Origin of the sequence: Paracoccus sp. (in: a-proteobacteria) (assembly GCF_030538655.1) — a bacterium.
In the GTDB taxonomy this organism is placed as follows: domain Bacteria; phylum Pseudomonadota; class Alphaproteobacteria; order Rhodobacterales; family Rhodobacteraceae; genus Paracoccus.
This window is the reverse complement of record NZ_JAUNTO010000018.1, coordinates 1-12,243: the sequence shown is the minus strand read 5'-3', so window position 1 is coordinate 12,243 and position 12,243 is coordinate 1. Positions and strand designations below refer to the sequence as shown.

Here is a 12,243-nt window from a genome sequence, read left to right as displayed (position 1 = left end):
ATAACTTTATGCGGCATCCAGAAAACAGGCGGTGCGCTGGGCCATATCGGCGGGGGTCACGTCACGGCCAAAAAACTCGACTGTGCCGGTGCCGGGCAGAACCAGATAAGTATTGGTCATGTGATCGACCAGATAATAATCGTCGCCATCCGCATCCTGCGCGCGATAGTAATTGCGCCAGCCCCGGTTCACATCGGCGATTTCCTGATCGGTTCCGGTCAGGCCGATCATGTCATCGGAAAACAGGGCGGTGAAATCACGTAATGCTTCGGGCGTGTCGCGTTTGGGATCGACGGTGATAAAGACCGTCTGCACATCCTTGCCCTGTCCGGCCAGCAGATCGGCGGCCTCGGCATTGCGGGCGCTGTCCATCGGGCAGACATCGGGGCAGAAGGTATAGCCGAAATACAAAAGCGACGGCTTGGTGAACACATCGGCATAGCTGACCCGCTGACTATCCTGATTGGTCAGGGTGAAATCGGTGCCGAAACTGTCCATTCCGCCGCTGACCACCGACTGACGGCACCCCGCATAAGGATCGCCCGCAGGTCCGCGTGACAGCCACAGCCAGCCACTGACCAGCAACAATGCGGTCGCGGCGGTTCCCAGCATGATGATCCGGCGTTCGGTAGTCATGGCGATCCTCGGTTTGACAGATGGGCGCGCATTGATCGCCCAGAAAGCCGGGGTTATCAAGCGACGCATCGTCACAACCCGGTGCCCGTCATGATCCGACCGCAACCCTCTGCCCCCGCGACACCGCCCTTGCCCGCCATTCAGGCCGAGCCGATCCGCGCGCGCACCCTGATCCTGCTGCGCTGGATGGCGGTGGCGGGGCAGGCGGCGGCGGTGGCGGGGGCCTTGGCTCTGGGGGTGCTGTTTCCGGTCGTGCCGGTGGCGCTGCTGATCGCGGCGGCGGCGGTGCTGAATCTGTGGCTGGTGATGCGCGGTCCGCAGCGTATGTCGCCGCGCGCGGTGCTGGGGCAGCTTGGCTTTGATCTGGTGCAACTGTCGGCGCTGCTGGCGCTGACCGGCGGCATTGCCAACCCCTTTGCGCTGCTGGTGCTGGCGCCTGTCACCGTATCGGCCACAGTGCTGGACCGGCGGCTGACGGTGGCGCTTGGCCTGCTGGCGGCGGCGCTGATTTCTGCGGCGGGGCTGTGGGGCTGGCCGATCTATGATGCGACCGGGATTCAACTGGAACTGCCGCCATTGCTGGCGTTGGGGCATTGGCTGGCGATTGTGGTGGGCATCGGCTTTTTTGCGATCTATGCCCGCCGCGTGACCGGCGAGATTTCGGACACCACCAGCGCCCTGTTTGCCACGCAGCTTGCGCTGGCGCGCGAACACCGGTTGCAACATCTGGGCGGCGTGGTGGCCGCCGCCGCGCATGAGCTGGGCACGCCCTTGGGCACCATCAAGCTGATCGCCGCCGAGCTTGAGGACGAGTTGGCCGATCGCCCCGATCTGGCTGCCGATCTGGCCGTGCTGCGGCAATCGGCCGCCCGCTGCGCCGCGACACTGCGATCCATGGGCCGGGCGGGCAAGGATGATCTGCTGCTGCGCGCGGGGCCGCTGCGCGTGATCCTGGAAGAAGCGGCCGAGCCGCATCAGAACCGTGGTGTCGCCATTCAGATCGACGCGGACGGCCCTGACATCCGCCGTGATCCCGGCGTGATCCACGCGCTGCGCAATTTGATCCAGAACGCGGTCGATTACGCGGCAACCAGGATCGAGATCACAGCCTTTCAGGATGCTGACAACCTGACGGTAACGATCCGCGACGACGGGCCGGGCTTTCCCGCCGGGCTGCTGCCGCGTCTGGGCGAAAGCTATCCGCTGGGACCGCGATCCGTTTCCACGCGCAAGGATGGCGAGGGGATGGGCCTTGGCCTGTTCATCGCCCGCACTCTGCTGGAACGGTCGGGCGCCGCCGTTGATTTTGCCAATCTGCGGCCCGGTGCGCAGGTCACACTGCGCTGGCCGCTGGCGCTGATCGCGGCGGATACGCGGCAGGCTTTGGGCGAAAACCCCGAGATTACCGGCTGAAGCGGTTTTGTTAACCTTCCCTTAACGTCTTGTGACATAATGTCTGTGCAATAGTGGGAATCCGGGGGCAGACTGTCCGTGTTGCAGACGTTTTTGATCGCGCTTGGGGCCGGCATATTATCGGTGATTCTGGCGGTGGCAGCCATCCGGTTGTGGGACCGGCGGCGCGGCGGCTCTGTTGCCGTGGCGCGGCGGCTGGATCTGCTGGAACCGGCGGTGCAGCCCATGGTCTTTCTGTTCCGCGACCGGATGCTGATCGACGCCACGCCGCCCGCCCGTGCGCTGCTGGACAGCGTGACCGGCACCGGCGGCGAATGGGCGCGGCTGGACGGCTGGATCGCCGGGCGTTTTCCCGATGCCGCCGGTGCGCTGGACCGGCTGGCCGACAACCCGCGTCAGGATCTGCGCGGCCCTGACGGGCATGGCAATGCCACCCTGCGGCTGGCGGCCGAGGATCTGGGCAGCGGGTTGATGCGCCTGACCCTGACCGATCCTTCCGCCGAACATGCGGGCATCACCGTCGATTCGCTGGTGCTTCAGGCGATGGAGGAAGAACTGGACCTTCTGCGCCTGTCCATGGATCAGACCCCGATGCTGGTCTGGCGGCAGGATGCCGACGACCGGATCACATGGGCCAACGCCGCCTATCTGCAACGTGTCGAGGCGGGGGCGGATGGGCAGATCGCATGGCCTTTACCCCGGCTGCTGGATGTGCCGCGGATGCAGGCTGCGGGCGGCACGGCACCGCGCCGGGCACGGCTGGACAGTGGCGGATCGGTGCTTTGGTATGACTGTCACAGCCACCGCGCGGGCGATCAGACCATGATGTTCGCGTTGCCCGCCGATGCGGCGGTGCGGGCTGAACGGTCCTTGCGCGAATTCGTGCAGACGCTGACCAAGACCTTTGCCGATCTGCCGACCGGGCTGGCGATCTTTGATCGTGAACGCAAGCTGCAACTGTTCAATCCGGCGCTGATCGATCTGACGCGCCTGCCGACCGGATTTCTGACCGCGCGCCCGACGCTGTTCGATTTTCTGGATCAGTTGCGCGAGGCGCGGATGGTGCCCGAACCCAAGGATTATCGCAGTTGGCGTCAGCAGATGAGCAATCTGGAAAATGCCGCCGCGACCGGGCGGCATGTCGAAACATGGTCCTTGCCCGGCGGGCAGACCTATCGCGTGACCGGGCGTCCGCACCCTGATGGCGCGGTGGCGTTCCTGTTCGAAGATATTACCTCGGAAATCACCCTGAACCGCAAATACCGCGCCGAATTGTCGCTGAGCGAGATGGTGCTGGACGGGATCGAAGACGGGCTGATCGTATTCGGCCCGAATGGTTCGGTCAAGACCAGCAACAAGGCATATGCCGAGCTTTGGGGCCAGCGCAGCAACCGTGCCGATCAGGCCCTGGCGCTGTGGCAGGGCGAGACGGATGAGGCCGGACCGGGGCTGAGCGCCCTGCGCAACCGGGTTCGCGGCGCGGCGGATGCCCGCGACGAGGGGGCGATCATCGGGCCGCGCGGGGAATTGCTGGGCTGGTCGGCCACGCGCCTGCCGGGCGGGCGGCTGATGATCCGTTTTCGTCCGTCCGCTGTCTCTGCTGCCGGTCGCGGGGATGGGGCGGCAATCACGGATGCGTCAGGGGCACCGGCACCACCTGCGGCCATTGCGGGCTGATTGCCCTGCTGCGACATGGCGGTCGGTGCCGATCAAACTCAAATCCGCCCGGCCAGATGGGGCGGTGGGGCAGAACGCGGTTCGCGCCCTGCCATGCCCGTCAGGCCCATGAACCCGCCAGCTCCCCATCGCAGCAGGATATTACCGGAAAAGCGCCCGCAAGTTTTCACTCTTTCGGGACGCATGATTGGCCAAATGCACCAACGCGGGCTGCTTGATCGTGGGGCCGCCACGCCTTGCGCGTTCGGCACGGCCTATTGGGCCGCTCAGACGTCCCGCAACAGCAGAGGGAATGCAGCCAAAACCTTGCCTGCTGACCGGGCATCGGCGGCCCGAAGCTGTGCCAATCGAAACGGCCCGTCGTCCCTGCCATCTGACCATGCCGGGACCGCGCAAGTGCCATACCGCGCGGCACAGCGGAATTTTGCACCGTGTCGTGATCGTCAGAACGGATTTCGGCACCTGCGCCCTCTTGGCTTTGGTTGCCCCTCGGCCCGCACGGGCGTATTGAGATGCAAGATCAAGACAAGAGGGCGGCGATGGCGAAACCTGTGATCCTGTGCATTCTGGACGGCTGGGGTATTTCCGACCGGCCCGAACAATCCGCCCCCGATCAGGCGAACACCCCGACCTTTGATGCGCTGATGGCGACCTGCCCCCATGCGACGCTGACCACTTTTGGCCCGGATGTCGGCCTGCCCCGTGGCCAGATGGGTAACTCCGAGGTCGGCCACACCAATATCGGCGCGGGCCGGGTGGTGGCGATGGACCTGGGTCAGATCGACCTTGCCATCGAGGACCGCAGCTTTTGGGCCAACAGCGCCTTGGGCGAGTTCATCACCCGGCTTAGGGCGACGGGCGGGACGGCGCATCTGATGGGGGTGGTGTCGGATGGCGGGGTGCACGGCCATATCAGCCATGTGATCGCCGCCGCACAGGCAGTGGCCGGGGCCGGTGTGCCGGTGGTGATCCACGCTATTACCGACGGGCGTGACGTGCCGCCGAAATCGGCGCTTGGCTTTGTCACCGAACTGGCCGGCAACTTGCCCGAGGGCGCGCGCATCGGCACCGTTATCGGCCGCTATTACGCGATGGACCGTGACAACCGCTGGGACCGTGTGTCGCGCGCCTTTGCCGCGATGATCCGGGCCGAGGGGCTGACCGCTGCCGATGCCCCCGACGCAGTAACCGCCGCCTATGTCCGTGACGAAACGGACGAGTTCATCCGGCCCACTGTCATGCCCGGCTATACCGGCGCGCGTGATGGCGACGGATTTTTCTGCCTGAACTTCCGCGCCGACCGCGCGCGCGAGATTCTGGCCGCGCTGGCCGCGCCGGAATTCGCAGCCTTCGACACTGGCATCCGCCCGAAATGGGCGGCAATGCTGGGCATGGTCGATTATTCCGCCGAGCATGATACCTTTATGACCGCCGCCTATCCAAAACGGCAGGTCGTCAATACGCTGGGGGCCTGGGTTGCGGCGCAGGGGCTGCGCCAGTTCCGACTGGCGGAGACGGAAAAATACCCCCATGTCACCTTTTTCCTGAACGGCGGCAAGGAAACGCCCGAGCCGGGCGAAGACCGCTTCATGCCCTCCAGCCCCAAGGTGGCGACCTATGATCTGTCCCCGGAAATGGCCGCCGCCGAGGTCAGCGAGCGGCTGGTTCAGGCGATCCACGACGGCTACGATCTGATCGTGGTCAATTTCGCCAATCCCGACATGGTGGGCCACACCGGCAGCCTGCCCGCCGCCATCCGCGCCTGTCAGGCGGTCGATCGCGGCCTTGGCATGATGATCGCCGCGCTGCGCGAGACCGGCGGCGCGGCGGTGATCTGTGCGGATCACGGCAATTGTGAAACCATGGTTGATCCGGCCAGTGGCGGCCCGCATACCGCCCACACCACCAATCCGGTGCCGGTGATCGTCTATGGTGGCCCTGCGGGTGTCGCGTTGCGCGACGGGCGGCTGGCCGATCTGGCGCCCACGGTGCTGGAGCTGATGGGCCTGCCGCTGCCGCCCGAGATGACCGGCCAAAGCCTGATCTGCCGCACATGATCGCCTGTTTGCGTCCTCTTGCCGCCGTGGCGCTGACCGCCGTGCTGGCTGTGCCTGCGGCTGCCGTCACGCCGGCGTCCGAGGCGGCGCAGGCCGCGCAGCAGGCGGCGGATCAGCTGCGCGCGTCCATCTCGCGGCTGGAGGCGGCGCTTGGGGCCGACGATCAGGTGACCGCGCTGACCGAGGTGATCCACGGCTATGAACAAGGCCTTGCCGCCCTGCGCGCGGGCCTGCGCGAAGCGGCGCAGCGCGAATCTGATCTGCGCGCGCGGTTTCAGGCACAGCATGACCGGCTGTCGCGGGTATTGGGGGCGATGACCGCCATGCAGCAAGCACCCGAAACCGCGCTGCTGCTGCATCCCGGCGGGGCAACCGCCACCGCCCGGTCGGCGATGATCGTCGCCGACATCGCCCCCGGCCTGCGGGCCGAGGCCGAGGCGCTGCAATCCGATCTGGACGAGATCGCCACCGTGCGCGAATTGCAAGACAGCACCGCGCAGGTGCTAGGCAGCGGCCTGATCGCCGTGCAAGAGGCGCGTCGCCTGCTGGCCAGTGCCGTCACCGACCGTTCGCATATGCCGGTGCGCTATGCCGAAAACCCGGCGGAATTGCAGGCGCTGGAAACCAGCGCCGCCAGTCTGGATGAATTTGCCGCCGGTGTGTCGCGCATGGATCTGGATGTCGGTCCGCCGATCACCGATTTCGAGGGCGCGCAGGGCAGCCTGCCCTTGCCGGTCGCGGGCACCGTCATGCGCCGCTATGGCGAGGCGGATGCAGCCGGTGTCAGCCGCCCCGGTCTGGTGATCGCCGCAGCCCCCGCCGCACTGGTCACGACGCCATGGCCTGCGACGATCCGGTTCCGTGGTCCCTTGCTTGATTACGGCAATGTGATGATTCTCGAGCCTGCGTCCGGTTATCTTCTGGTGTTTGCAGGTCTAGGTCAGGTGTTCGGAGAAGTGGGCGATGTGCTGGCCGCCGGTGAGCCGGTCGGTCTGATGGGCGGAACCGAGCCGCCGGCACAGGAATTCGGTGCGCAATTCGTGGCCGATGCCACCAAAGGCGGCGATGCAGGGCAGTCCCAAACCTTGTATCTTGAATTGCGCAAGGGCAGGGAAACATTGAACCCGGCGGATTGGTTCGTGATGAACGCGCTGACCGGAACGCAGCAGGCGCAGGATTAAGGCAGAGACCAGATGAAGCACTATATGATGGCAGGGGTCGGCGGCATTCTGGCCGGGATTCTGGTGACGACGCAATTGGCAGGCCCGCTGATCGCGCAGGAAAGCAATGGCAATACCGCGCTCTATCAGGATCTGGAACTGTTCGGGAATATCTTCGAACGCATCCGGTCGGATTATGTCGAACGCCCTGACGACAAGAAACTGATCGAGGCGGCGATCAACGGAATGCTGACCTCGCTTGATCCGCACAGCGGTTTCCTGTCGGCCAATGATTACCAGGACATGCAGACCCAGACCCGCGGCAGCTTTGGCGGGCTGGGGATGGAGGTCACGCAGGAAGATGGCATCGTCAAGGTGGTTTCGCCTATCGACGATACGCCTGCGGCCAAGGCGGGGGTCAAATCGGGCGATTTCATCACCCATGTGAACGGCGAATCGCTGATGGGTCTGGGCGTCGATCAGGCCGTGGACCGGATGCGCGGCCCGGTCGGGTCCGAGGTGACGATCACGATTCTGCGTCAGGGCGAACAGGAGCCCTTCGATCTGACCATGACCCGCGACACGATCAAGCTGACTGTGGTGCGCACCCAGATCGAGGGCCATGCCGTTGTCGTGCGTGTGTCCACCTTTAACGACGAAACCTTTGCGACGCTGAAGACCGAACTGGAAAAGGCGGTTGCCGAGGCGGGCGGCATGGACAAGATCAGCGGTTTCGTGCTGGACCTGCGCAACAACCCCGGCGGTCTGCTCAATCAGGCCATTGCGGTCAGCGACGCCTTTCTGGATGCGGGCGAAATTGTATCGACCCGTGGCCGCAACCCCGAGGAAAGCGAACGCTGGAACGCCGAACCCGGTGATCTGGCGCAAGGCAAGCCAATGGTGGTGTTGATTAACGGCGGTTCGGCCAGCGCCTCGGAAATCGTCACCGGCGCTTTGCAGGATCACCGCCGCGCCATTGTGGTGGGCGAGAAATCCTTTGGCAAAGGCTCGGTCCAGACGGTGATGCCGGTCACGGCCGACAGCGCCATCCGACTGACCACGGCGCGCTATTACACCCCCTCGGGGCGGTCGATTCAGGCCATGGGCATCAATCCCGACATCATCGTGGTGCAGCCCCCCTCGCGCCCGCACGAGGGCAACGAGGATCAGGAAAACGGCCCGCGCAGCAACTCCAGTTTTTCGCGCTCCGAGGCGGATTTGCGCGGCGCGCTGAACAACGATTCCATCAGCGAGGAAGAGCGCAAGCAGATCGAAGAAGAGGCCGCACAGGTCGAGGCGACGGCCCGGCTGCGCGAACAGGACTATCAGCTTGCCTATGCGGTGGACATCCTCAAGGGCCTGTCAGCGGTCGATTTCCGCGCCGGTGACGTGCGGGCCGAGGCGACGCCAGCGGTCACGGGCGAAGGATCGGGCGCACAGGGCACCGGCGACGAGGCGGCGGAATGAGCGACGAACGCGGTGCCAACGGCCTGCCCTATCGCCCCTGCGCGGGGGTGGTGCTGATGAACCGCGATGGCCTGATTTTTGCAGGCCATCGCATCGATAGTGACAGCAATGCCTGGCAGATGCCGCAGGGCGGTATCGACAAGGGCGAAACTCCGCAACAGGCGGCCCTGCGCGAACTGGTCGAGGAAACTGGCGTTTCCGCCGATCTGGTCGAGGTGATCGGTGAAACGCCCGACTGGGTGATCTATGATCTGCCGCCCGAACTGCTGGGCAAAGTCTGGAAGGGCAAATACTGTGGCCAGCGTCAGAAATGGGTGCTGATGCGCTTTCTGGGGCAGGACAGCGATGTGCGCATCGACACCGATCACCCGGAATTCGATGCCTGGCAATGGGTGCGGGCCGATGATCTGGTCCAGGGCATCGTGCCGTTCAAGCGCGAGGTTTACCGGCAGGTGATGGCTGAATTCGCCCCGCATCTGGCGGGCTAAGCGCCGCCGTATCTATGAACAGCCCCATAACCAAGGCCCGCGTCACAGCGGGCCTTGGTCATTCAGGCAATGGTTCAGAACAACCGCCGCCCCAGCCAGATCAGGATCACCGCGCCCACCAGCCCGGCGATGCCTTGCGCGATCCAGCTGCCCGCCTGTGCGTTGATGCCGACCATCGCGAACAGCGCATTTGCCAGAACCGCGCCAACGATTCCCAGAATGATATTCACCAGAACGCCGGTATCGGCCTTCATGATGTTGCTGGCAATCCAGCCCGCGATCCCGCCGACAATGATTGCCGCCAGCCAACCCAGTCCCTGCATGACTCACTCCTTTCAACAGCTTGAACGGCTAACGCCGCAATCTTCCGAAAAGTTCAGCCCGCCACGGTATCTTCTGTTCGGAAATATCCCACAGGGTGAAGAGGATCAGGAAAAGATCCAGAGGACCTTTTCCCCGACGAACGCCCGGTCCTTGGGCCGGGTTAGGGGGGTGTGAAATCCCCCGGCGCACCGCTTATCGCCGCAACTGCCCCAGCAGGATCGAGGTCGGATAGCCGTCCGGTGTCACCCCGATGGACCGCTGGAACGCCGACACGGCCTCCATCGTGGCCGATCCGAACAGCCCGTCGATCTCGCCCTGATAAAAGCCGCGCTGCATCAGACGCCGCTGGATTTCTTCGCGTTCGGATGTGGACAGCGGGCGGTCGGCACGCGGCCAGTTGCCCTGAATGCCGGGGCGTCCGGCGATCCGTTCCGCCAGATAGGACACGCCAAGCGCATAGTTGTCGCTGTTGTTATAGCGCAGGATCGACCGGAAGTTGTCCATAATCAGGAAGGCCGGGCCACGTGCCCCCGCCGGCATGATGATCGAGCCGCTGCCCGCGGGCACCGCGCCGCCGCCGATGCGCCGCACGCCCATGCTGCCCCAGTCGGCGCGGCGGGTGCCCTTGCCGATCAGGCCCATGTTGAAATTGGCGGGCAGTTGCACCTCGGCCCCCCAGCTCTGACCGCGCACCCAGCCGTTCCGCGCCAGATAGGCGGCGGTCGAGGCCAGCGCGTCGGTGGGGTCGTCCGACCAGATGTCACGACGGCCATCGCCGGTGAAATCGACCGCATATTGCAGGTAGGAGGTGGGCATGAACTGCGTGTGCCCCATCGCACCGGCCCATGATCCCAGCATATGTGCCGGGTCGATGTCGCCCGCCTGAATGATCTTCAGTGCCGCGATCAACTGACCTGAGAACATCTCGCCCCGGCGACCGTCATAGGCCAGCGTCGCCAGCGAGGGGATGATCTGCATCCGGCCCCGGTTTGCGCCGAAATTCGATTCCATCCCCCATACAGCCAGCACGATTTCGCGCGGCACGCCATAGCGCGCCTCGATCGCGGCCAGCGTGCGGCCATGGCGGGTCAGCATCTGACGGCCGGTGGTGATGCGGTTATCCGACACGGCGCTGTCCAGATACAACCAGACCGGGCGCGAGAACTCCGCCTGCCGCCGGTCCAGCCGGATCACCTCGGGGTTATAGCGGGCGATGGCCATGGCGCGGTCATAGGTGGCGGGGGTGATGCCCGATGACAGCGCACGGGGGCGGAACTGGGTGATCCAGCGTTGCAGCCCGGCCTCGTCAGCGGGGCTGGCGGCGGGGATCGCCGCCGGGGTCTGGCCACCCGACACAGCAGGCGGCCCCCCCGCGCCGGGCACCTGCACAACGGCAGCCCCGCAGGACGCAATCGTGCCGATCACGGCAGTGGACATCAAAAAGCGGATAACGGATCGAGTCATGGATGTGCCTGTTCTGGACTGCTTTGGTTTTCGTTCCCCGCATCCTAGACCAAGCGGTCGGGTCTGCCTAGTTATTCAGTCCCGGCATCTGATGGATTGGGTCGATAATGAACTGCCTGGTTCTGAAATCCAGATTCTAAAGGCGTATTCATAGGGCGTGAGACCGCTGAGGGCCTTGAGGCGGCAAGCGAAGTCATAAGCCGCCACGATCTCGCCGAGGTGGTGGCGCCGTAGATCGCAATGGTCATCATAATGGAAGCGTTTGGCTGTGACCTCCTTGATGGCTTTGTTTATCGGCTAATCTGTCAGGCGGAACCGCTTGAAAGCCGAGTTCCATTTGTCGAACTCCCCCGGCAGGCCGCGCCATAAGCCCCTGGTTCGGGCGATCAGAGCACAGCCTCGACGAACAGCCAGGGATCGGGGTCCGAGGCTCAGGATCACACTCCCGGCCAAGCTGCGCGGGGCGGTGATCGTCTATTACGTGTCAGTCGATGTTATCGGGATCCAAATTGTCCCCCATGTGACAACCTTGAATCATCCAGTGACCGATTGGGGTATCCTTAAAACGGTAACAGATTGTAGCAAGCTCAGTGCGCTTTGCAGTGACGGCATGTTTTCAACTGGGCTGAAAGTCATGAGCTCAAGATGTATGGAAGCTCTGCAATAGGTTGTACTGCCCGGAAAGCCGCGAGCCGTTGGGCGGCTTTTTCTGCCGATGCTTCAAGGTGCTGTACCAGCGTTTCCTGCACGGCAGTCGGATCTTCGTCACGCAATGCAGAAACGATTTCCAGATGCTCGTCCATAAAGAGAGGGTCGATGCGGGCATTGGCGTCGAAGGCAAGCTGGATATGCTTGCCGGCGACAAGGATGCAATGGCTGCGCTTCAGGGCTTCGATAATCTCGGAGTTGCGGCCAAAGCGGGCGCAATCGATGTGAAGATCGGCTTCCAGAAGGTCCAGATCCGCGATGGAGATCGCTGGAAACTCACTCTGCGCGCGACGCAGGCGCGCCTCGATCTTATCAAGTTGTGCAGTTGGAATCTGGCCGGTGGCACTGGCCATGACAGCCGACTCGAGCAGTATACGCAATTCATAAAGATTATCAAAGCGCTCTTCGTCCAGCGGCACGATCCACCAGCGTGAACCCTCATCCTTATAGACGATTCCCACTTCACGTGCATGGATCAGCAGATCGTGCGCCACTGTTCGACCGATATCCAGATGCCGGGCCAGCGCCAATTCGTTAATCCGCGCCTTGCCGAATACCGAGCGTAAAATGATCTCGCGCTCGAAATCGTAGTAATGGGGTTGCCATGCAAAACTCTTGGTGCTGATCCCGTTGTCATCGTTCAGCAACAGCATATCGTGGTAATCTTTAGCCTACGCGGCACCGGGTTCTGACCAACCAGTAGGCCACGACCATCGAACCGGCTGAGCAGACCCTCATCCTCAAGCTCGGTCAGTGCGCGTTTCACTGGTGAGCGACTGGAACCAAACAGCACCGCTAGACGGCGTCTTCATTTAAGGATTCCCTTGTCATTCGAGTTCTGATTCAAGA

General features: G+C 63.8%; 11 protein-coding genes and 1 pseudogene. 6 read left to right on the top strand and 6 right to left on the bottom strand.

Going from position 1 to position 12,243, the window contains the following annotated elements:
- Positions 1–6: 6 nt before the first annotated feature.
- The gene (locus tag Q4G22_RS12005; protein ID WP_303386135.1) at positions 7–636 is read right to left on the bottom strand and encodes an SCO family protein; all 630 of its coding nucleotides are present in this window, start codon (positions 634–636) and stop codon (positions 7–9) included.
- 90 nt (positions 637–726) lie between these two features.
- On the opposite strand from Q4G22_RS12005, the gene Q4G22_RS12000 reads away from it, so the two are divergent.
- The 6 genes from Q4G22_RS12000 to Q4G22_RS11975 all read left to right on the top strand — a co-directional run bounded on the left by Q4G22_RS12000 (position 727) and on the right by Q4G22_RS11975 (position 8,898).
- Positions 727–2,049, top strand: a complete 1,323-nt coding sequence (locus tag Q4G22_RS12000; protein ID WP_303386134.1) for an ActS/PrrB/RegB family redox-sensitive histidine kinase — start codon at positions 727–729, stop codon at positions 2,047–2,049.
- A 78-nt stretch (positions 2,050–2,127) separates the two neighbouring features.
- Positions 2,128–3,726, top strand: coding sequence for a PAS-domain containing protein (locus tag Q4G22_RS11995; RefSeq protein ID WP_303386133.1), 1,599 nt, complete (start codon positions 2,128–2,130; stop codon positions 3,724–3,726).
- 539 nt (positions 3,727–4,265) lie between these two features.
- A complete protein-coding gene (gene gpmI / locus Q4G22_RS11990; RefSeq protein ID WP_303386132.1) occupies positions 4,266–5,783 on the top strand; it encodes a 2,3-bisphosphoglycerate-independent phosphoglycerate mutase in 1,518 nt (505 codons plus the stop codon).
- A gap of 26 nt (positions 5,784–5,809) precedes the next feature.
- Positions 5,810–6,964, top strand: a complete 1,155-nt coding sequence (locus Q4G22_RS11985; protein ID WP_303386131.1) for a murein hydrolase activator EnvC — start codon at positions 5,810–5,812, stop codon at positions 6,962–6,964.
- 12 nt (positions 6,965–6,976) lie between these two features.
- Positions 6,977–8,410 (top strand): S41 family peptidase, encoded by a 1,434-nt coding sequence (locus tag Q4G22_RS11980; RefSeq protein ID WP_303386130.1) that lies wholly within the window; start codon positions 6,977–6,979, stop codon positions 8,408–8,410.
- Positions 8,407–8,898, top strand: coding sequence for an RNA pyrophosphohydrolase (locus Q4G22_RS11975; protein WP_303386129.1), 492 nt, complete (start codon positions 8,407–8,409; stop codon positions 8,896–8,898). Before Q4G22_RS11980 ends, Q4G22_RS11975 begins: the two co-directional genes overlap by 4 nt.
- 74 nt (positions 8,899–8,972) lie before the next feature.
- Here the strand turns inward: Q4G22_RS11975 and Q4G22_RS11970 are convergent, their stop codons facing one another.
- The 5 genes and pseudogenes from Q4G22_RS11970 to Q4G22_RS11950 all read right to left on the bottom strand — a co-directional run bounded on the left by Q4G22_RS11970 (position 8,973) and on the right by Q4G22_RS11950 (position 12,160).
- Complete coding sequence (locus Q4G22_RS11970; RefSeq protein WP_303362067.1) at positions 8,973–9,221, bottom strand: GlsB/YeaQ/YmgE family stress response membrane protein; 249 nt, start codon at positions 9,219–9,221, stop codon at positions 8,973–8,975.
- Positions 9,222–9,414: 193 nt separating this feature from the next.
- Positions 9,415–10,686 carry a lytic murein transglycosylase gene (locus tag Q4G22_RS11965; protein ID WP_303386128.1) on the bottom strand — a complete coding sequence of 424 codons (1,272 nt, stop codon included), beginning with the start codon at positions 10,684–10,686 and terminating at the stop codon, positions 9,415–9,417.
- Between the two features lie 67 nt (positions 10,687–10,753).
- Positions 10,754–10,980: pseudogene (locus tag Q4G22_RS11960) on the bottom strand (IS481 family transposase); the annotation flags it as partial.
- A 338-nt stretch (positions 10,981–11,318) separates the two neighbouring features.
- On the bottom strand, positions 11,319–12,047 hold the full coding sequence (locus tag Q4G22_RS11955; RefSeq protein ID WP_303386127.1) for a GntR family transcriptional regulator: 729 nt from the start codon (positions 12,045–12,047) through the stop codon (positions 11,319–11,321).
- Entirely contained in the window at positions 12,035–12,160 is a 126-nt protein-coding gene (locus Q4G22_RS11950; protein WP_303386126.1) for a hypothetical protein, read from the bottom strand. The genes Q4G22_RS11955 and Q4G22_RS11950 overlap by 13 nt, the downstream gene beginning before the upstream one ends.
- Between the last annotated feature and the right edge of the window lie 83 nt (positions 12,161–12,243).